Origin of the sequence: Streptococcus oralis (assembly GCF_023110435.1) — a bacterium.
Lineage (GTDB): Bacteria > Bacillota > Bacilli > Lactobacillales > Streptococcaceae > Streptococcus > Streptococcus oralis_CF.
The window spans coordinates 58311-79148 of the sequence record NZ_JALDWB010000006.1 but is presented as its reverse complement, the minus strand read 5'-3'; the positions used below and the strand labels follow the sequence as shown (position 1 = coordinate 79148).

Here is a 20838-nt window from a genome sequence, read left to right as displayed (position 1 = left end):
GGGGGTGTAGATGATTTACAAGCCCCTTTTCTGTTGTAATAAAAAAGGAGCCATTTGGCTCCTTTTTGGTTTCTTAGTTGCTTGCACCAGAAGTGGCGTCGGCGTCACCACCATGGCCTCCAGCGTCCCCCGAATCAGAAGCGCCAGAAGTAGCATCTGCGTCTCCATGACCTCCGGCAGCAGGAGCAAATGGTCCGCTACCACCCACCAAACGTTGACCAGTCTCTTTTAGGTACCATTCAAGCCATGGTTGGAAGTTAAAGACGATTTCATTGATTCCAGCGTATGATCCATCAGGATAGTACATTGCTTGGTAGTTGTGGGTGTTGATAACACCTGCAGGAGAACCTGGAACGATCGTACGGACGTATTCTTGGTTTCCGTTGCGAAGTGTTCCGATGACCCACTCTACATTCTTCATACGTGCTGGTGGAAGAGAATTGTGAACAGTCGACATACGGTTACCTGATTGAGGTGGTACACGTTTGGCAAACATGGTGTCTGGATCTTGGTGAGCGTTGTTGTAGTAGAGGAATTGGTTGTTATCGTCAGCGTATGTCAATTCAAATGGCATAGCTTTCAAGAACATATCGATTTGGTTAACTGTTAGGATACCGTGGTCCAATTTGACATAGGTATCACCAGAAACAGCACCAGTGATTGCTGCAACTTTTTCCACCCATTCTGGATCGTCAGGGTCAACTTCTGTAATGGTTGTAGCAATTGGTTTTCCACAATCCAAGTCTTCTGGTTCGATTGGTTTTGGTTTTTTCAATTTTGAAACGACTCCTACGTATTTTACAAAGTTATCTAAGCAAGTTTCAAGGAATTTAACAGTTCCTTCGTTGGTGATGTTTCCGTCGTTATCAAAAGCTTCCTTGGCTTTACCAAGAAGGAATTCGTTACCTGGAAGCGTGTAGGCATTAACACCTGGAGCATCAAGGATTTTACGAAGGTGAACTTGGGCACGTGATGTTCCTTGGTCGTAGTATGATGCACCCACAATCATAACAGGTTTGTTTTCAAATGGATGAACTTCGTATGAAAGCCATTCAAGTACAGATTTGAGTGAAGCTGAGATAGTGTGGTTGTGCTCAGGAGTGGCGATAATGACACCATCAGCACGTGTAATTTTGTTATACAAGAAGCGTAATTGGAAACTGTCGTCCCATTTTTCGTCTTGGTTAAACATTGGAACTTCGTCGATTTCAAGAACTTCTAGTTCAAATTTAAATTTGAAATTGCGACGGATAAATTCCAAGAGTTTGCGGTTATATGATTGATCGTAGTTTGATCCAACAAGTCCAACAAATTTCATTCTTTCGGTCTCCTATCTTACAAATTTTCCCAGTCAAATTCTTCTGCATCTTTGCGAAGCAATTCTTGTGCATTGCGCAATTTCTCAGTAATCTTCACAAAGATACGGAAGTCATCAAAGATGGCATCCAATTTCTTGATAACATCAAGGTCAACCAAGTCTCCACTTGGGTTAAATGCTTGAAGAGAGTGAGAAAGCAAGAATTCATCTGGAAGAACATTTGCCTTAATTTCAGGAGCGTTCAAGATTTGACGAAGTTGCAATTGGGCACGAGATGAACCAAGTGTACCATAAGAAGCACCAGTAATCATGATTGGTTTGTTCAAAAGTGGGTAGATACCGTAAGATAGCCAAGCAAGAGCGCTCATCAAAACTGCAGGGATAGAGTGGTCGTACTCAGGAGTACCGATAATCACACCGTCAGATGCTTCAATTTTAGCTGCAATCTCAAGAATTTCAGCTGGAAGTTGCTTATCTGCTGGTTTGTTGAAAACAGGGATATCCTTGATTTCAACGAGTTCAATTTCAGCTTTATCAGCAAAGTGTTTTTGCATGTATTGGAGCAATTGGCGGTTTGTAGAACGTTTAGAGTTCGTTCCAACAATGGCAATAAGTTTTAGCATGAGATTTCCTTTCTCTTTTTACATAATACAATTTTGAAGGTCTGAAGAACATGCAATGCGTCCCTCTTTGTCGATGAGAATGGCTTCAATACCATCTAAACTTTCGACTTGCCAGAGGATAGAAGCGCTTCGTTCTCCGAAAAGGCGCGTTGTCCAAATCTCACCATCAACGGATTTATCAGAGATAATCGTTAGGCTAGCGAGTTCGGTTTCGACAGGGAATCCTGTCTTACTATCAAAAATATGGTGATAGTCTTTTCCATCTACTGTCAGGTGGCGTTCATAGATACCTGAAGTGACAACGGATTTGTTAGAAGCAGGAATGGTTAGGAGATGATTGCCACGAGGATTTCGCGGATCCTGAATGCCGATCTGCCAGGCTTTCCCTTCTTTGGCTTGGTTATTCCCGATGGTGAGGATATTTCCTCCGAGATTGATCAGGGCAGAGGTGACACCGTGTGTTTTTAAATACTGGGCAACCTTATCTGCACTATAGCCCTTAGCCAAACAACCTAGATCGAGCTTCATTCCTTTCTTCTCTAAAAAGACAGTAGAGCTAGTCGGATCTAACTTGATAAAATGTGGGTCAACTAGAGGCAAGACGGCTTCGATTTCATTTGGCTTTGGAAGCCGAGCATCTGAAAAACCAATTCGCCAGGTTTGAATCAAGGGACCAATACTGATGTTGAGATGGCTAGAGGGAGCTAGGCTATGCTCTAGTCCAAGAGCAATCAGTTCAAATAGGTCAGGATGAACCTTGACAGGTGCGATTCCAGCCTGGTAGTTGATTTCCATCAGTTCGGATTCTTGACTGTTGGCGTTGAAGCGGTATTCGAGCTCTTTGAGCAAGTCAAAAGCCCCTTGAAGCAGGGTTTCTGCCCGCTCATCTACTAATGAAATGGTGATAGTTGTTCCCATTAGCCGTTCAGAGTGCGAACGAAGAGGCAAGCTACCAGCTCCTTTCTCTTTATAGGAAATCATTCAATATAAGTTAGTTAAAGAAAAATTAAACCCCTTACATTTTCTTTCCATGTATCTAGCATACCATAAAGTCAGCGTTTTCACAAATAAATTTTAACAAAAGTCAAGAAATATGCTTAAAAATTGGAAGGAAATGAAACAAATAATATAGTAAAGAATAATTTTTTCTGAAAAAAAGAGAATTCCAAGCAAATACCTTGTAAACGCTAACAGCAAATGATATACTAGAGGGGTAAATTAAATTTTAAAGGTGGAATTATTCTATGAGTAAAATCGTTGTAGTTGGTGCTAACCACGCTGGTACAGCATGTATCAACACTATGTTGGACAACTTTGGACATGAAAATGAAATCGTAGTATTTGACCAAAACTCAAATATTTCATTCCTTGGTTGTGGAATGGCTCTTTGGATCGGGGAACAAATCGACGGCCCAGAAGGTCTCTTCTACTCTGATAAAGAAAAATTGGAAGCAAAAGGTGCTAAAGTTTACATGAACTCACCAGTTCTTTCAATTGACTACGATAACAAAGTTGTGACTGCAGAAGTTGAAGGTAAAGAACACAAAGAGTCTTATGATAAATTGATCTTTGCAACTGGTTCAACTCCAATCTTGCCTCCAATCGAAGGTGTTGAAATCGTTAAGGGCAACCGCGAATTCAAAGCAACTCTTGAAAATGTACAATTTGTTAAATTGTACCAAAACGCTGAAGAAGTTATTGAAAAACTTGAAGACAAGAGCAAACACCTTGAGCGCATTGCCGTTGTTGGTGGTGGTTACATCGGTGTTGAGCTTGCTGAAGCTTTCGAGCGTCTTGGAAAAGAAGTGGTTCTGGTAGATATCGTAGATACTGTCTTGAACGGTTACTATGACAAAGACTTCACACAAATGATGGCGAAGAACTTGGAAGACCACAACATCCGCTTGGCTCTTGGTCAAACAGTTAAAGCCATCCAAGGTGATGGAAAAGTTGAACGCTTGGTAACAGACAAAGAAACATTTGATGTGGATATGGTGGTTCTTGCCGTTGGTTTCCGCCCTAACACAGCTCTTGCTGATGGTAAGATTGAGCTCTTCCGCAACGGTGCCTTCCTTGTAGATAAGAAACAAGAAACATCTATCCCAGGTGTATACGCTGTTGGTGACTGTGCAACTGTTTATGACAATGCTCGTAAAGATACAAGCTACATCGCTCTTGCATCTAACGCTGTACGTACTGGTATCGTTGGTGCTTATAATGCTTGTGGACACGAACTTGAAGGAATCGGTGTACAAGGATCAAACGGTATCTCTATCTACGGTCTTCACATGGTTTCGACTGGTTTGACTCTTGAAAAAGCCAAAGCTGCAGGCTATAATGCAACTGAAACTGGCTTTAACGATCTTCAAAAACCAGAATTTATCAAACATGACAACCACGAAGTTGCCATCAAGATTGTCTTTGACAAAGACAGCCGCGAAATCCTTGGTGCACAAATGGTTTCACATGATGCTGCTATCAGTATGGGAATCCACATGTTCTCACTTGCTATCCAAGAGCATGTAACAATTGACAAGTTGGCCTTGACAGACCTATTCTTCTTGCCACACTTCAACAAACCATATAACTACATCACAATGTCTGCACTTACAGCTGAAAAATAATAGAAACATTATTTGATATGAAAACAAAAAGTTGAGAAAAGATTCTCAACTTTTTTACATGTAATAAACAATCGCGATATATTGGAGTGCAGATGCCGCTAGGATAAAGAGATGCCAAATCATGTGGAAATAAGGTTTTTTCTTAGCGTAAAATCCAGCTCCAACTGTATAACAGAGTCCGCCAGTTACCATGAGACTCCAGAAAATTGGAGTTGTTTGACTGATAATGGCAGGAATGATAGCTAGAACCAACCAGCCCATAATCAGGTAAAGGGCAAGGCTGAATTTCTCATTGACCTTTTTAGCAAAGATTTTATAGAGGATGCCAAAGATGGTCGTTCCCCACTGAATGGCAATAATCAGATAGCCAAACCAGTTATTCATCAAAGTCAATACGACCGGCGTATAAGAGCCTGCGATAGCCACGTAAATCATAGAATGGTCGATGATTCGCAAGACGTATTTGTGGGTCGAACCATAGGCCATAGAGTGGTAAATGGTTGACGAGAGGAACATGAGAAATAGACTGATAACAAAGATAGAAACGCCAAAAGACGATAAAAATCCATGTGCTTCATAACTATAGGTGGATGAAATGGGGAGTAAGATGAGCATGATAACGGCACCCACAGCATGGGTCACGCTATTAGCAATTTCCTCTCCAAAACTGAGTTTTTTACTGAGCTTTAGACTGGTATTCATTGGATTTCCTCCTCTTCTTTGATAAGGATTAAGTCTAGAGTTTGATGGTAGAGTTTAACCGTTTGGCAGCCGGTTTGGATAATAGGGTTTTCTGGATCGATTCCTTGGTTCATGTAGTCCACAAAAGCATCGTAGAGCTGATCTGAGCTTGCATAAGTGTGCAGAGTGTTAAGTGTCTGAGTGATTTCTTGAATCGAAAAGACAGATTTGAGAGTAGTGATAGCAATCAAACGGGCAATCTGTTTGCGTTGGTATTTCTTCTTGTCAGGCTTTGTCAGGTAACCATGTTTGACATAGTTATTGACCATGGATGCGGTCAGGCCCTTTTCTTTATCTGGAGAGATGGGGGCACAGACTTGATTGACATAAAGCAAAACCTGATCCAGATAGAGGTCAATGTTTGGAATGTCTTCCCATTTTGGGTAGGAAAAGATAGAATTCATTTCCAACTCCTTTTTATCTAGTTTCAATAACTAGATTATAAAATAATAAAAAACAAAAGTCAAGTTTCAACTGCTTGTAGAAAGCTTTAAATTATGCTATGATGAGAGAAAACAGTTAGAAATGAGGGGAAAAGATGGAGATTCGTTTAGCTTTTCCAAACGAAGTAGATGCGATTATGCAGGTGATAGAGGATGCCAAAAAGTGCTTAGCCAAGTCTGGTAGTGACCAGTGGCAAAATGGCTATCCAAATGCCGACATCATTATTGATGATATCATCTCTGGTCAAGCTTATGTGGCCTTGGAAGAGGGAGAACTGTTAGCCTATGCTGCTGTGACCAAGAGCCCAGAGGAAGCCTATGAAGCCATTTATGAAGGAAGTTGGCAGGGGGGAGAGTCGGAATATCTGGTCTTTCACCGTATCGCTGTAGCAACAGATGTCCAAGGGCAGGGAGTTGCTCAAACTTTCCTAGAAGGCTTGATTGAAGGATTTGATTACCTAGATTTTCGTTCAGATACGCATGTTGAAAACAAGGCCATGCAGCATGTCTTTGAAAAGCTAGGCTTCCAACAGGTTGGTAAGGTTCCAGTTGATGGGGAACGTTTGGCCTATCAGAAATTAAAAAAATGAAGCAGAAAAAGTACGCAAAAATGCTCTACCCGTCGCCCATTGGAACCTTATCCTTAGTTGCTGACGAGCAATATCTGTATGGAATTTGGGTACAGAACCAAACTCATTTTGAGAGGGGATTAGGAGACGAAACGATAGAAGAAGTTGCTAGCCATCCTGTATTAGAGCAAGTTATTTCCTATTTAGATACTTATTTTAAGGGAAGTGTTCAAGATTTATCTGACTTACCTTTGGCTCCTATTGGAACAGATTTTGAAAAGCGAGTATGGACATACTTACAGAGCATTCCTTATGGTCAAACAGTAACTTACGGACAAATAGCTCAAGACCTGCAAGTGGGTTCTGCCCAAGCGATTGGCGGAGCAGTGGGGCGTAATCCTTGGTCCATCCTCGTACCCTGTCATCGTGTGCTGGGATCAGGCAATCGTCTGACAGGCTATGCATCGGGAGTCGAAAAGAAAGCCTGGCTCTTGCAACATGAAGGTGTAGCATTTCAAGAAAATAAAAAATAGAAAGAAAAGAAGATGTTAGAATTTATCGAATACCCAAAATGTTCAACTTGTAAGAAAGCAAAAAATGAATTGGATCAACTTGGACTGGAATACCAAGATATCCACATCGTAGAAGAAACACCAAGTGAAGACGTGATTTTGAACTGGTTAGAAACCTCCGGTTTTGAAGTGAAACAATTTTTCAATACTAGCGGGATTAAATACCGTGAACTGGGCTTGAAAGATAAGGTGGGAAGTTTGTCAAAACAAGAAGCAGCCAAGCTTCTAGCCAGTGATGGTATGTTATTGAAACGTCCAATTTTGGTGGAGAATGGTGCTGTTAAACAAATTGGCTATAGAAAAAGCTATGAGGACTTAGGTTTGAGATAGTTTTTATCTATCTCCTTGATAGGTAAAATATATAGCCTCCCTGTTTTAAAGTGTGATAAACTAGAAGATAGACAAAGTCTGAGTAGCCCGTAGCAAATAATTTGCTTGCGAGCAGAAGTATGATAGAATGAATCATTATCAGGAGAGGATGTTTTTATGACTGTTACAACATTTTTAGCATCAGTTTGGTACCAAAGTTTGATGCAACTCATTCCGGATGGTAAACTCTTTAGTTTGCGTTCGGTCTTTGATGGAATTCCAAGGATTGTCCAGCAACTGCCTACAACCTTGATGTTAACGCTTGGAGGTGCACTCTTTGGTTTGCTACTTGCCTTGATTTTTGCCATTGTTAAGATCAATCGTGTTAAAATTCTATATCCCTTGCAGGCCTTTTTTGTTAGCTTCTTAAAAGGTACCCCAATCCTAGTTCAACTTATGTTGACCTACTACGGAATTCCTTTGGCACTGAAAGCAATCAACCAACAATGGGGAACTGGTTTCAATATCAATGCGATTCCAGCAGCGCTTTTTGCGATTGTGGCCTTTGCTTTTAATGAGGCGGCTTATGCAAGTGAAACGATTCGTGCAGCCATCCTTTCTGTTAATCCAGGTGAAATTGAGGCGGCGCGTAGTTTGGGTATGACTCGTGCACAAGTTTATCGTCGCGTAATTATTCCAAATGCAGCAGTGGTAGCGACACCGACTTTGATTAATTCCCTTATCGGCTTGACCAAAGGAACTTCTCTAGCCTTTAGCGCAGGTGTTGTGGAGGTCTTTGCCCAAGCTCAAATTTTGGGTGGAGCCGATTATCGCTATTTTGAACGTTTCATCTCCGTTGCCCTTGTTTATTGGGTAGTCAATATCGGAATTGAAAGCCTCGGTCGTTTCATTGAAAAGAAAATGGCTATTTCAGCCCCAGACACAGTGTCTACAGATGTGAAAGGAGACCTTCGTTAATGATTAAGATTTCGAATTTAAGTAAATCCTTTTCAGGACAGACAGTCTTGAATCATCTGGACTTGGATATTCAAAAGGGAGAAGTAGTGGCTTTGATTGGTTCATCTGGAGCTGGGAAATCAACCTTTCTTCGTAGTTTGAACTACCTTGAAACTCCAGATAGTGGAACGATTCAGATTGACAATTTTAAAGTTGATTTTTCTCAGATTAGCCAAGAAGAAATTCTAACCCTTCGTCGCAAGTTATCCATGGTTTTCCAACAGTTTAATTTGTTTGAACGCCGAACAGCTCTTGACAATGTTAAGGAAGGTTTGGTTGTTGTTAAAAAATTATCGGACGAGGAAGCAACAAAAATCGCTAAGGAAGAGTTGGCCAAGGTTGGTCTTTCTGACCGTGAAAACCATTATCCTCGTCACTTATCAGGTGGACAAAAGCAACGGGTTGCCCTCGCGCGTGCGCTTGCTATGAAACCAGATGTCTTGCTCTTGGACGAGCCCACTTCAGCCCTTGACCCAGAATTGGTCGGTGAGGTAGAGAAGTCTATTGCAGATGCCGCTAAGTCTGGTCAGACCATGATATTGGTTAGTCACGATATGTCTTTTGTAGCCCAAGTGGCAGATAAGATTTTGTTCCTAGATAAAGGGAAAATCATCGAGTCAGGCACACCGGATGAAATCATCAATCATCCGAAAGAAGAACGGACAAAAGAATTCTTCGCTAGTTACAAACGGACTTATATTTGATATAATAGTAAAAGGAAAACTCAGTTAGTTGGACTAGCTGAGTTTACTCTTTAAAAAAGATAGAAACGAGAGAGATCATGCTACTGCATTTATTTTCTTTGTATTTCGAGAGTTTGATCTTAACGACCATCCTTGTCGTGATTTTTCTGGGGATTTGGATTGGATTGAGAGCTATGTCTGGTGTGGACAAGACAGCCAAAGCTCGCCAAGCCCATCTCTATGATATGATTATGATTGGAGTTTTGGTCATTCCGGTGTTATCCTTTGCCGTCATGAGTTTGCTCTTGGTTTTCAAGGCATAATCCTTGCGTGACTAGCAAGAATGAGTTAGAATAAAGATAGTTACAACAAGAAAGAAGGAATCGAAATGTACGATACAATTATTATCGGTGCTGGACCTGCGGGAATGACCGCTGCCTTATATGCTGCTCGAAGCAATCTGAAAGTGGCTTTGATTGAAGGTGGTCTGCCAGGCGGGCAAATGAATAACACATCTGATATTGAAAACTATCCAGGTTATGCCAACATTAGTGGACCTGAACTGGCTGAGAAGATGTTTGAACCACTTGAAAACCTTGGAGTGGAGCATCTTTATGGCTATGTTGAAAATATTGAAGACAAGGGTGACTATAAGAAGGTAATCACTGATGATCAAGTTTACGAAACCCTTACTGTCATCGTGGCAACTGGATCGAAACACCGTCTCTTGGGTGTCCCCGGAGAAGAAGAGCTGAACAGTCGTGGTGTTTCTTACTGCGCAGTCTGTGATGGAGCTTTCTTCCGTGACCAAGACTTGCTTGTAGTTGGTGGTGGAGATTCAGCGGTAGAAGAAGCCCTCTTCTTGACTCGCTTTGCCAAGACTGTTACCATTGTTCACCGTCGGGATGAACTTCGTGCTCAAAAGGTTTTGCAAGACCGTGCTTTTGCAAATGAGAAAGTCAACTTTATCTGGGACTCTGTAGTCAAGGAAATCAAAGGTGAAAACCGAGTAGAATCTGTCGTATTTGAGAATGTGAAAACTGGTCAAGTGATAGAGCAAGCCTTCGGAGGTGTCTTTATCTATGTTGGTTTGGATCCTGTTAGTGATTTTGCCAAAGATTTGAATATCCAAGACCAGGCTGGCTGGATTGTGACAGATAATCACATGAAAACTGGCGTTGACGGTATCTTTGCAGTTGGGGATGTTCGCCAGAAAGACCTTCGCCAAGTGACAACAGCAGTTGGAGATGGGGCTATCGCTGGTCAAGAAGCTTACAAATTTATTACAGAACATAGTTAAGCAAAAAAGTTTCCAATCAAGTGATTGGAAACTTTTTTATAGTCGGTTTCGAAAAACTTCGTACATGAGAATGGCTGCAGCAACGCTGGCATTGAGGCTTTGAACATGTCCATTCATCGGAATGGTAATCATTTCATCTACCTGTTTTTTGATGTTGCTAGAGATTCCTTTTCCTTCATTTCCGATGATGAGGGCGATTTTCCCTTTTGTATTCCACTTGTGGCAAGGAGTACCGTTCATATCCGTTCCAAAGGTCCAGAAGCCTTCATCCTTGAGTTTGTCTAGAGTTTGACTGAGGTTGGTCACTCGCGCAATCGGTACATGCTCAATAGCACCTGTGGCCGTTTTGGCAACGACAGGAGTCACTCCGACGGCACGGTGCTTGGGAATGATGACACCTGAAACATTGGTCGCATCGGCTGTTCGCAAGATAGAACCTAGATTATGGGGGTCAGTTAACCCGTCCAGAATCAATAGCAAAGGGTTTTCTTCTTGACGCGTTTTGGCAAGAATGTGTTCTAGCTCGCTATAGGCAAATTCAGACACTCGTAGAACAAAACCTTGATGAACAGCGCCTTCGGTCATTTCAGAGAGGGATTTTTTTGAGGTCCAAGAGATGGAGACCTTTTTCTCAGCAGCCAGTTCCTTGACTTTCTCAACATTCTTACCCCTTAGATCATCTTGGAGGTAGAGTTTGTTTCCTGTATTTGCAAGGAGGGCTTCGGTAACGGCGTGGACGCCATAGACAATATCATTTGTTTTCATGCCTCTATTATAACACAAAACCCCGTTTTGCAACGGGATTTTCTTTATTCCAGAATCAGTAAACCATCTTTCACAGCAAATGGGTCTTTCTCATTGATACGATCGTAAAACATGATTCCGTTTAGGTGATCAATTTCATGTTGGACAACGATAGAGTTGTATCCTTTGAGCTTGATACGGTGTTTTTCTCCGTCCTTGTCAAAGTAATCAACAGTGACGCGGGCATGACGAACAACATAGCCTGGAACTACACGGTCGACAGATAGGCACCCTTCTCCTTCACCGAGGGCAGCGTCTTGAACAGAGTGAGATACGATTTTTGGATTGTACATAATAGCTTGCAGATCGTAGGCTTCCTGTGGAGTCTCACCTTCTTCCACAATATTTGGCACTAAAACAGCGATAATGCGTTTTGAGATATCTAACTGAGGAGCGGCCAATCCAACTCCACCGCGGAGCCCCATCTTTTCAGCCATAACGGGATCTTGGGAATGTTTGAGGAATTGCATCATCTTTTCGCCAAGGATGATTTCCTGGTCAGACAGTGGGAAAGTGACCTCCTCAGCAACTGCACGTAGAGTTGGGTTCCCCTCACGGATAATATCTTTCATATCAATTAAGTGAGCAGCTTTTGTAATACGTTCTATAGCAGACATTTTCTCTCCTTTCATTACCTCTACATGATAACACAAAATAGACGAGAAAGAAAGTCGCAGAAGTTTCTAAAAAATAATATAATAAACGATATTCCCCCTTTGTCTGTGGTATAATAAAAGAAAAGACTTGCATCAAAAAGCAAGGGGGGATAAAGATGGAAAAGCGACAAGATAGACGGTCTCATGATTCTCTTTATGGGGTGTGGAGAACTAGTGTTGATTTCTTTCGGAATTATAAATCTTGGACGAATGCCCAGTTTATCATTGTGTTATTGCTTGCAGTTGCCTTGTCCATGGGATTGAACTTGCTGGTTCGAACAGTGCAAGGCAATAAGGTAACAAGTTCTAACAGTCAGACTACGACGTCTAGTCAGTCCAAGGAAAATCAATCTGGTGAAACGACAGCCCGTATCATGGCAAATGGAGACCTTCTCTACCATATTCCCATCTACCGAACAGCTCTAAAAGAAGATGGGACCTATGATTTCCATGAAAATTTTGAGTATGTAAAACCCTGGCTCAAGCAAGCGGATTTGGTGATTGGTGATTTTGAAGGAACGGTGAACAAGGACCACTACTTGGCAGGTTATCCTCTCTTTAATGCACCAGGAGAAGTCATGGATGCTATCAAGGATGCAGGCTACCAAGTTCTAGACTTGGCTCATAATCATATTTTGGATTCTCAAATTGAGGGAGTGGTTTCAACGGCTCAAGCTATTGAAAAGGCTGGAATGACACCCATCGGAGTCTACACACATGAATCCCGTGACCAAGCCCCTATAGTCATCAAGGAGGTCAATGGTATCAAGGTAGCTCTCCTAGCCTATTCTTACGGTTTTAATGGCATTGAGCAGTATATCTCTCAAGAGGACTATAATCGCTATCTTTCTGACCTGAATGAAGATAAGATGAAGACAGAAATCGAGCGTGCTGAGAAGGAAGCAGATATTACTGTCATCATGCCTCAGATGGGAATTGAGTACCAGCTAGAACCGACGGAAGAACAGAAAACACTGTACCACAAGATGATTGACTGGGGAGCTGATATTATCTTTGGAGGGCATCCTCACGTCGTTGAACCTGCTGAAACAGTTGAAAAAGATGGTGACAAAAAACTGATCATCTACTCCATGGGGAATTTCCTCTCAAATCAGCGCATTGAAACCATGCAAGATGAGGAAAATGCCAAGTGGACGGAGCGCGGTGTTCTCATGGATGTGACTATTAAGAAAAAAGATGGCAAGACAAGGATTGAAACGGCCAAAGCGCATCCGACTTGGGTCAATCGGACGCCTAAAGGAACATACTCTCCAGAAGGCTATCCGCTCTTCCTCTATCAGACCTATATCCTAGAAGACTTCATCGAGGGAGGCAGTTACCGTGACAAGTTGGATGAGGCGACCAAGGAACGAATTGACACAGCTTATAAAGAAATGAATGAACATGTAGGATTGAAGTGGGACTAGCTTGAATCCAGAGGAAGTAAAATGACGATTAAGATTATTGCGACAGATATGGATGGAACCTTGCTGGATCCGAGAGGTCAGCTGGATCTGCCCCGCTTGGAAAAGATCTTAGATCAGCTGGATCAAAGGGATATCCGTTTTGTCATTGCGACGGGGAATGAAGTTCATCGTATGAGAGAACTATTGGGACACTTGGCTGAACGAGTGATCCTAGTAGTTGCCAATGGTGCTCGTATTTTTGAAAACAATAAACTGGTTCAGGCTCAGACCTGGGATGATGCTATGGTTGACAAGGCTCTCCTTCATTTTAAAGGGAGAGAGTGCCGAGATCAATTTGTCGTCACCAGTATGAATGGTGGTTTTGTAAAGAAAGGGACTGTTTTTACAGACCTAGAAAAATTTATGACTCCTGAGATGATTGAAAAACTTTACCAAAGGACCAATTTTGTGGATGAGCTAAACTCAGACCTCTTTGGAGGAGTCCTAAAGATGAGCATGGTCGTTGGTGAGGAACGATCGAGTTCTGTTTTGCAGGAAATTAATGACCTCTTTGATGGGCGTGTAAGAGCTGTTTCCAGCGGTTATGGTTGCATTGACATCCTCCAAGCCGGAATTCATAAAGCATGGGGATTGGAAGAATTACTCAAGCGCTGGGATTTGAAATCGGAACAAATCATGGCTTTTGGTGATAGTGAAAACGATGTCGAAATGCTAGAACTGGCTGGAATTGCCTATGCTATGGAAAATGCAGATGATGAGGCCAAGGCAGTTGCAACTGCCCTAGCTCCAGCTAACAGCCAAGGGGGTGTTTATCAGGTCCTAGAAAATTGGTTAGAGAAAGAGGGATAAGGTGGCAGTACAGTTATTAGAAAATTGGCTCTTAAAGGAGCAGGAAAAGATTCAAACCAAGTATCGTGAATTGAATCAAGTTTCTGTTATAGAGCCAGATATCATCTTTATCGGAGATTCAATTGTGGAGTATTATCCTCTGCAAGAGTTGTTTGGGACTGCAAAGACGATTGTTAATCGAGGTATCCGAGGTTACCAGACGGGACTTCTACTAGACAATCTTGATGCCCATCTTTATAGTGATGCTGTGGATCAAATTGTTCTCTTAATTGGGACAAATGATATTGGAAAAGATATTCCCATGAATGAAGCCTTGGATAATCTTGAGCGTGTGATTCAATCAATTGCCCGAGATTATCCGCTGTCACAAATAAAGCTTGTTTCTATTCTGCCAGTTAATGAAGGCGAAGAATACAAGCAGACTGTTTATATCCGAACTAATGAAAAGATTAGAGAATGGAATCAAGCCTATGAGGCTCTAGCCTCCGCCTATATGCAAGTAGATTTTCTACCAATTTATGATAGTTTGACAGATTCAGAAGGGCAACTTCAATCAGCCTATACAACGGATGGCCTCCATCTAAGTGTAGCCGGTTATCAAGCCTTATCAGAAGCCTTGAAAACATATCTTTTCTAAAGAATTGACTTAATTTTGCATTTTTGATTTAGATAAGGTATAATGGTTTTATTGTCTTTTGGGGTCGTTACGGATTCGACAGGCATTATGAGGCATATTTTGCAACCCGTGTGGCGACGTAAACGCTCAGTTAAATATAACTGCAAAAAATAACACTTCTTACGCTTTAGCTGCCTAAAAACCAGCAGGCGTGACCCGATTTGGATTGCTCGTGTTCAATGACAGGTCTTATGATTAGCGAGATACGATCAAGCCTTGTCTAGTGGTTTGATAAGAGATTAATAGACTCGCAGTTCCTAGACTTGAGTTATGTGTCGAGGGACTGTTAAAATAATACATAACCTATGGTTGTAGACAAATATGTTAGCAGATGTTTGGACGTGGGTTCGACTCCCACCGGCTCCATTGATAATTTACATTGTTTTGTAAATCTTTCTAAAACGTTGTTTTTACAACGTTTTTTATTTTATTCTTTGGTATTCTTTTGCAAAAAAAGAATACAACATTTTGTTGTATCCTAAATATTAAATCAAGTCCTGAATTTTCTTAAGTTTTTATCATATTTTCTGTTATAATTAAGGTGCCTTAAGAAAAATAATGAAAAAACTAAATGTTTTTCATATAGTTTTCATTTTTTGTGTTATAATTAAGGTGCCTTAAGAAAAATATTAAGGGCCTTAAGAAAAATATTAAGGTGCCTTAAGAAAAATATTAAGGTGCCTTAAGAAAAATATTAAGGTGCCTTAAGAAAAATAATGAAAAAACTAAATGTTTTTCATATAGTTTTCATTGTTTTAATAGTTTAAAGTCAATCTTATTTTTCTCTAATAGAAAATAATGAAAAAGTAGGTTTAGAAAGAGGTAAGTATCTATGTCTTCTCATAAAAAAGTGTCACTCTCTGAGATTAATCAATCTATCGATACTCCAAATAACAATCATTTCTGGCAAAATTTAAAGGCCTTCTTGGGTCCAGGTGCCCTTGTCGCAGTTGGTTATATGGATCCAGGAAACTGGATAACCAGTGTGGTTGGAGGTGCATCCTATAAGTACAGTCTCTTATTTGTCATCTTGATTTCATCACTCATTGCTATGCAGCTTCAGCAGATGGCAGGAAAGCTTGGAATTGTAACTCAAATGGACTTGGCTCAAGCAACGGGTCATCATTCACCCAAATGGCTTCGTTATAGCTTATGGGTGATTTTAGAATTAGCCTTGATGGCGACAGATCTGGCAGAAGTTCTAGGTTCAGCGATTGCTCTCAATCTTCTCTTTAAGATTCCGATTATGATAGCAATTCTCTTGACCGTGTTGGATGTTTTTCTCTTATTGCTTCTGATGAAATTTGGCTTTAAGAAGATTGAAGCTATTGTGACAACACTGATTTTAACCATTCTAGCAATTTTTACCTATCTGGTAGCTTTGTCACATCCAAGCTTCCAAGGAATCGTTGAGGGTTATCTACCGAATGCAACCTTATTTGAAAGTCCCTTGCCAGGGCATGAAAGTCAATTAACCTTGGCACTAGGGATCGTGGGAGCAACGGTTATGCCCCATAACCTCTATTTGCATTCTTCCTTGTCTCAAACTCGGAAAATCAATCACAAGGACAAGAATGATGTTCGAAAAGCCGTGCGCTTTATGACCTGGGATTCAAATCTCCAATTATCCTTGGCCTTTGTGGTTAACTCCCTTCTATTAATTCTCGGGGCGGCTCTCTTTTTCGGCCATGCATCTGAGATTTCTGCCTTCTCTCAAATGTATAATGCCTTGCAGGATTCTACTATTGCAGGAGCTATAGCTAGCTCGACCTTATCAACCTTGTTTGCCTTGGCTTTATTAGCCAGTGGTCAAAATTCGACGATTACGGGTACCTTGACTGGACAAATCGTTATGGAAGGTTTCTTGCATATGAGATTACCTCAATGGTTCATTCGTTTGGCAACTCGTCTCTTTGCCTTGTTGCCTGTCATGATTGTAGCGGTTCTGTTTGGTCATCAGGAAAAAACATTGGATCAGTTATTGGTTTATTCACAAGTCTTTCTTTCGATTGCTCTTCCATTTTCAATCTTCCCACTGATTTATCTAACTTCTAAGAAATCACTGATGGGAGAATTTACCAATGCCAAATGGAATACCATCCTTGGCTATATCGTTTCCATTATCTTAACAATTCTCAATGTGAAATTGTTATTTGATATTTTCTAAGAAATTCACCCGAGTTATAAAACAAGCATATAAGAAAAAAGATACCCAAGATTTCTTGGGTATCTTTTTTAAAATAAACGGAAGACATGGGATTCGAACCCACGCACGCTGTTACACGCCTACCGCGTTTCCAACACGGCCTCTTAAGCCTCTTGAGTAATCTTCCAATACTTACTCAAATAGTCTACCATAAAGCCACTTATCTTGCAATAAAAATGTTGGAATTGAGAAAAATGATAGAATTTGAAAGAAAATGACAAAAAATGCTTGACTTTGCTAGAAAATGTGTTAGAATGAATAGTGTAAACGATAACAGGAGGTGATTTGGTGTTAAAAACTGAGCGGAAGCAACTGATTTTAGAGGAGTTGAATCAACATCATGTAGTTTCTCTAGAAAAATTAGTTAGTTTGCTAGAAACGTCAGAATCAACGGTTCGAAGAGATTTGGATGAGTTGGAGGCGGAAAACAAGCTTCGCCGTGTGCATGGTGGAGCAGAATTGCCACACTCCTTGCAGGAAGAAGAAACCATCCAAGAAAAATCTGTCAAAAACCTTCAAGAGAAGAAGTTACTGGCTCAGAAAGCAGCCTCTCTTATTAAGGAACAAGATGTTATCTTTGTTGATGCTGGAACGACAACTGCTTTTTTAATCAAGGAATTGGTTAATAAGAATATTACAGTTGTGACCAACTCCATTCACCATGCGGTTCAGTTGGTTGAAAAACAGATTCCAACTGTCATGGTTGGAGGAAGTGTCAAGATGGCAACAGATGCTTGTATCGGTGGAGTTGCTCTTAATCAAATCAATCAATTGCACTTTGACCGTGCCTTTATCGGGATGAATGGTGTAGATGATGGTTATTATACGACTCCTGATATGGAGGAGGGAGCCGTTAAGCGTGCTATTTTAGAGAATGCCAAACAGACCTATGTCTTGGTCGATTCGTCAAAGATTGGTCAAACTTGCTTTGCCAAGGTAGCACCACTTAAACGAGCAATTGTTATCACAAGTCAAGGGCATGAGCTCTTGCAGGCTATTAAGGAGAAAACGGAGGTAATAGAGGTATGATTTATACAGTCACACTCAATCCGTCTATTGACTATATCGTTCGCTTGGACCAAGTTCAAGTTGGTAGTGTCAATCGTATGGACAGTGATGATAAGTTTGCTGGTGGGAAAGGAATCAATGTCAGTCGTGTTTTGAAACGCTTGGATATTCCCAATACAGCAACTGGATTTATCGGAGGCTTTACTGGTAAATTTATCACAGATACTCTGGCAGAGGAAGAAATCGAGACACGTTTTCTCCAAGTAGCAGAAGATACTCGCATCAATGTCAAGATTAAAGCAGACCAAGAAACAGAAATCAACGGGACTGGTCCAAATGTGGAACCAGCTCAGCTAGAAGAATTGAAAGCTATTTTATCTAGTCTGACAGCAGATGATACGGTTGTGTTTGCGGGTTCGAGTGCTAAGAACCTAGGCAATGTTGTCTACAAGGATTTGATTGCCTTGACCCGCCAGACTGGTGCGCAAGTGGTTTGTGACTTCGAAGGACAAACCTTGATTGATAGTCTAGACTACCAGCCACTTTTGGTTAAACCAAACAATCACGAGCTTGGAGCTATCTTTGGAGTGAAACTCGAAAGTTTAGATGAAATCGAGAACTATGCTCGTCAGTTACTGGCCAAGGGAGCTCAAAACGTCATTATCTCCATGGCTGGGGACGGAGCCCTTCTTGTCACATCTGAGGGAGCTTACTTCGCAAAACCTATCAAGGGAACAGTCAAAAATTCAGTTGGTGCTGGTGACTCTATGGTTGCTGGGTTTACAGGTGAATTTGTCAAATCTAAAGATGCAGTAGAAGCCTTCAAATGGGGAGTGGCTTGCGGAACGGCAACTACCTTCTCGGATGACTTGGCAACAGCGGAATTTATTAAAGAAACATATGAAAAAGTTGAGGTAGAAAAACGATGAAAATTCAAGACCTATTGAGAAAAGATGTCATGTTGCTGGATTTGCAAGCAACTGAAAAAACAGCTGTCATTGAAGAGATGATTAAAAGCCTGGTAGATCACGGTTATGTGACGGATTTTGAAACCTTTAAAGAAGGAATCTTAGCGCGTGAAGCTCTAACTTCTACTGGTTTGGGTGACGGAATCGCTATGCCCCACAGTAAAAACTCTGCGGTCAAAGAAGCAACAGTTCTCTTTGCAAAGTCAAACAAGGGTGTTGACTATGAGAGTTTGGATGGGCAACCAACCGACCTCTTCTTCATGATTGCGGCTCCAGAAGGTGCAAATGATACTCACTTGGCTGCCTTGGCAGAATTGTCACAATACTTGATGAAAGATGGTTTCGCTGACAAACTTCGCCAAGTAACATCTGCAGATCAAGTTATCGAACTTTTTGACCAAGCTTCAGAAAAAGCCGAAGAGTCTGTTCAAGTACCTGCTAGTGACTCTGGCGACTTTATCGTAGCTGTTACAGCTTGTACGACAGGTATCGCCCACACTTATATGGCCCAAGAGGCCCTTCAAAAAGTAGCTGCTGAAATGGGTGTTGGCATCAAGGTTGAGACTAATGGTGCCAGCGGTGTTGGAAATCAACTGACAGCAGAGGACATCCGTAAGGCCAAAGCTGTTATCATCGCTGCAGACAAGGCTGTTGAGATGGACCGCTTTGATGGCAAACCTTTGGTTAATCGTCCAGTTGCAGACGGTATCCGTAAGACAGAAGAGCTGATCAACTTGGCTCTATCAGGAGATGCGGAAGTTTACCGTGCTGCTAATGGGGCCAAAGCTGTAGCAGCGTCTAACGAACAACAAAGTCTTGGTGGTGCCTTCTACAAACACTTGATGAGTGGTGTATCCCAAATGTTGCCATTCGTTATCGGTGGTGGTATCATGATTGCCCTCGCCTTCTTAATCGACGGAGCTTTTGGTGTACCACAAGATAGTCTTGGTAACCTCGGATCCTACCATGAGCTAGCTTCCATGTTCATGAAAATCGGTGGCGCGGCCTTTGGTTTGATGCTCCCAGTCTTTGCAGGATATGTAGCCTACTCTATCGCTGAAAAACCAGGTTTGGTAGCAGGTTTTGTGGCTGGTGCTATTGCTAAAGAAGGTTTTGCCTTTGGTAAAATCCCTTATGCAGCAGGTGGTGAAGCAACTTCAACTCTTGCAGGTGTCTCATCTGGTTTCCTAGGTGCCCTTGTTGGTGGATTTATCGCAGGTGCTTTAGTTCTTGCTATCAAGAAATACGTTAAAGTTCCTCGTTCACTTGAAGGTGCTAAATCAATCCTTCTCTTGCCACTTCTTGGAACAATCTTGACTGGATTTGTTATGCTAGCTGTTAACATCCCAATGGCAGCAATCAACACTGCTATGAATGACTTCCTAGGCGGTCTTGGAGGAGGTTCAGCTGTCCTTCTTGGTATCGTTCTTGGAGGCATGATGGCTGTTGACATGGGTGGACCAGTCAACAAAGCTGCCTATGTCTTTGGGACAGGTACGCTTGCAGCGACTGTTTCTTCAGGTGGTTCTGTAGCCATGGCAGCAGTTATGGCGGGAGGAATGGTTCCACCACTTGCTATCTTTGTCGCAACCCTCCTCTTTAAAAATAAATTTACCAAAGAAGAACGTAATTCTGGCTTGACAAACATCATCATGGGCTTGTCATTCATCACTGAGGGAGCGATTCCTTTTGGTGCCGCTGACCCAGCTCGTGCGATTCCAAGTTTCATCCTTGGTTCTGCAGTTACAGGCGGACTCGTTGGTCTTGCAGGTATCAAACTCATGGCGCCACACGGAGGAATCTTCGTCATCGCCCTTACTTCAAATGCTCTTCTTTACCTTGTCTTTGTCTTGATTGGAGCAATCGTAAGTGGTGTGGTTTATGGTTACCTACGCAAACCACAAGCATAAAAAAGAATTCATATACCAAAATGACTAAACACGGAAGTGGGTGGTCATTTTTTGATAATGGAGTGAGGGAGACTGGACTTTAAAATGATATAGAAGTAGATCGTAGAGAATTTCATTCTTCATCTAAATAATAGA

22 protein-coding genes, 1 tRNA gene and 1 other RNA gene are annotated in these 20838 nt (G+C 41.6%); 16 read left to right on the top strand and 8 right to left on the bottom strand.

Annotation, left to right across the window (positions count from 1 at the left end; all coding sequences use genetic code 11):
* Positions 1–73: 73 nt before the first annotated feature.
* The 3 genes from M1F97_RS07935 to M1F97_RS07925 are packed head-to-tail and all read right to left on the bottom strand — an operon-like array spanning position 74 to position 2889.
* Complete coding sequence (locus tag M1F97_RS07935) at positions 74–1318, bottom strand: NAD(P)H-dependent oxidoreductase (protein ID WP_169446661.1); 1245 nt, start codon at positions 1316–1318, stop codon at positions 74–76.
* 17 nt (positions 1319–1335) lie between these two features.
* Positions 1336–1941, bottom strand: a complete 606-nt coding sequence (locus tag M1F97_RS07930) for an NADPH-dependent FMN reductase (RefSeq protein WP_000915933.1) — start codon at positions 1939–1941, stop codon at positions 1336–1338.
* 18 nt (positions 1942–1959) lie between these two features.
* The gene (locus M1F97_RS07925; protein ID WP_247944764.1) at positions 1960–2889 is read right to left on the bottom strand and encodes an FAD:protein FMN transferase; all 930 of its coding nucleotides are present in this window, start codon (positions 2887–2889) and stop codon (positions 1960–1962) included.
* Positions 2890–3185: 296 nt separating this feature from the next.
* On the opposite strand from M1F97_RS07925, the gene nox reads away from it, so the two are divergent.
* Complete coding sequence (gene nox, locus M1F97_RS07920; RefSeq protein WP_247944749.1) at positions 3186–4565, top strand: H2O-forming NADH oxidase; 1380 nt, start codon at positions 3186–3188, stop codon at positions 4563–4565.
* A 54-nt stretch (positions 4566–4619) separates the two neighbouring features.
* Here the strand turns inward: nox and trhA are convergent, their stop codons facing one another.
* Both trhA and M1F97_RS07910 read right to left on the bottom strand, forming a co-directional pair.
* Positions 4620–5267: a PAQR family membrane homeostasis protein TrhA gene (trhA, locus tag M1F97_RS07915; protein WP_001097972.1), complete on the bottom strand. Its 648-nt coding sequence runs from the start codon at positions 5265–5267 to the stop codon at positions 4620–4622.
* Positions 5264–5710 carry a DUF1836 domain-containing protein gene (locus M1F97_RS07910; protein ID WP_247944748.1) on the bottom strand — a complete coding sequence of 149 codons (447 nt, stop codon included), beginning with the start codon at positions 5708–5710 and terminating at the stop codon, positions 5264–5266. Before M1F97_RS07910 ends, trhA begins: the two co-directional genes overlap by 4 nt.
* A 134-nt stretch (positions 5711–5844) precedes the next feature.
* Between M1F97_RS07910 and M1F97_RS07905 the strand changes: the two genes are divergently transcribed.
* The 7 genes from M1F97_RS07905 (at position 5845) to trxB (ending at position 10199) form a co-directional block, all read left to right on the top strand.
* A complete protein-coding gene (locus tag M1F97_RS07905; RefSeq protein WP_247944747.1) occupies positions 5845–6339 on the top strand; it encodes a GNAT family N-acetyltransferase in 495 nt (164 codons plus the stop codon).
* Entirely contained in the window at positions 6336–6851 is a 516-nt protein-coding gene (locus M1F97_RS07900) for a methylated-DNA--[protein]-cysteine S-methyltransferase (protein ID WP_247944746.1), read from the top strand. Before M1F97_RS07905 ends, M1F97_RS07900 begins: the two co-directional genes overlap by 4 nt.
* 12 nt (positions 6852–6863) lie before the next feature.
* Entirely contained in the window at positions 6864–7220 is a 357-nt protein-coding gene (locus M1F97_RS07895) for an arsenate reductase family protein (RefSeq protein WP_247944745.1), read from the top strand.
* A gap of 156 nt (positions 7221–7376) precedes the next feature.
* Positions 7377–8177: an amino acid ABC transporter permease gene (locus tag M1F97_RS07890; RefSeq protein WP_247944744.1), complete on the top strand. Its 801-nt coding sequence runs from the start codon at positions 7377–7379 to the stop codon at positions 8175–8177.
* Positions 8177–8920, top strand: coding sequence for an amino acid ABC transporter ATP-binding protein (locus M1F97_RS07885; protein ID WP_247944743.1), 744 nt, complete (start codon positions 8177–8179; stop codon positions 8918–8920). The genes M1F97_RS07890 and M1F97_RS07885 overlap by 1 nt, the downstream gene beginning before the upstream one ends.
* A 77-nt stretch (positions 8921–8997) precedes the next feature.
* Entirely contained in the window at positions 8998–9222 is a 225-nt protein-coding gene (locus M1F97_RS07880; protein ID WP_000924293.1) for a DUF4059 family protein, read from the top strand.
* A 65-nt stretch (positions 9223–9287) separates the two neighbouring features.
* Positions 9288–10199 (top strand): thioredoxin-disulfide reductase, encoded by a 912-nt coding sequence (trxB, locus tag M1F97_RS07875; protein ID WP_247944742.1) that lies wholly within the window; start codon positions 9288–9290, stop codon positions 10197–10199.
* A gap of 36 nt (positions 10200–10235) precedes the next feature.
* Here trxB and rlmB read toward each other — a convergent pair whose 3' ends face one another.
* Both rlmB and def read right to left on the bottom strand, forming a co-directional pair.
* The gene (rlmB, locus tag M1F97_RS07870; protein ID WP_000855726.1) at positions 10236–10964 is read right to left on the bottom strand and encodes a 23S rRNA (guanosine(2251)-2'-O)-methyltransferase RlmB; all 729 of its coding nucleotides are present in this window, start codon (positions 10962–10964) and stop codon (positions 10236–10238) included.
* Between the two features lie 44 nt (positions 10965–11008).
* Positions 11009–11620 carry a peptide deformylase gene (gene def, locus M1F97_RS07865; protein WP_223327468.1) on the bottom strand — a complete coding sequence of 204 codons (612 nt, stop codon included), beginning with the start codon at positions 11618–11620 and terminating at the stop codon, positions 11009–11011.
* 155 nt (positions 11621–11775) lie between these two features.
* Between def and M1F97_RS07860 the strand changes: the two genes are divergently transcribed.
* The 5 genes from M1F97_RS07860 to M1F97_RS07840 all read left to right on the top strand — a co-directional run bounded on the left by M1F97_RS07860 (position 11776) and on the right by M1F97_RS07840 (position 16778).
* Positions 11776–13086, top strand: a complete 1311-nt coding sequence (locus M1F97_RS07860) for a CapA family protein (protein WP_247944741.1) — start codon at positions 11776–11778, stop codon at positions 13084–13086.
* Positions 13087–13107: 21 nt separating this feature from the next.
* A complete protein-coding gene (locus M1F97_RS07855; RefSeq protein ID WP_247944740.1) occupies positions 13108–13935 on the top strand; it encodes a Cof-type HAD-IIB family hydrolase in 828 nt (275 codons plus the stop codon).
* A 1-nt stretch (position 13936) separates the two neighbouring features.
* Positions 13937–14572, top strand: coding sequence for an SGNH/GDSL hydrolase family protein (locus M1F97_RS07850; protein ID WP_247944739.1), 636 nt, complete (start codon positions 13937–13939; stop codon positions 14570–14572).
* Between the two features lie 60 nt (positions 14573–14632).
* Positions 14633–14980: a transfer-messenger RNA gene (ssrA, locus tag M1F97_RS07845) on the top strand.
* Between the two features lie 463 nt (positions 14981–15443).
* Positions 15444–16778, top strand: coding sequence for an Nramp family divalent metal transporter (locus tag M1F97_RS07840; RefSeq protein WP_115904757.1), 1335 nt, complete (start codon positions 15444–15446; stop codon positions 16776–16778).
* A 78-nt stretch (positions 16779–16856) separates the two neighbouring features.
* Here the strand turns inward: M1F97_RS07840 and M1F97_RS07835 are convergent.
* Positions 16857–16944: transfer RNA gene (locus tag M1F97_RS07835), tRNA-Ser, on the bottom strand.
* A 161-nt stretch (positions 16945–17105) separates the two neighbouring features.
* On the opposite strand from M1F97_RS07835, the gene M1F97_RS07830 reads away from it, so the two are divergent.
* From M1F97_RS07830 to M1F97_RS07820, 3 genes are read left to right on the top strand one after another with little or no spacing between them, the layout of a single operon-like run.
* Entirely contained in the window at positions 17106–17846 is a 741-nt protein-coding gene (locus tag M1F97_RS07830) for a DeoR/GlpR family DNA-binding transcription regulator (protein ID WP_132973049.1), read from the top strand.
* The gene (gene pfkB / locus M1F97_RS07825) at positions 17843–18754 is read left to right on the top strand and encodes a 1-phosphofructokinase (protein WP_247944738.1); all 912 of its coding nucleotides are present in this window, start codon (positions 17843–17845) and stop codon (positions 18752–18754) included. Before M1F97_RS07830 ends, pfkB begins: the two co-directional genes overlap by 4 nt.
* Positions 18751–20703, top strand: coding sequence for a PTS fructose transporter subunit IIABC (locus tag M1F97_RS07820; RefSeq protein WP_247944737.1), 1953 nt, complete (start codon positions 18751–18753; stop codon positions 20701–20703). The genes pfkB and M1F97_RS07820 overlap by 4 nt, the downstream gene beginning before the upstream one ends.
* Positions 20704–20838 lie beyond the last annotated feature (135 nt).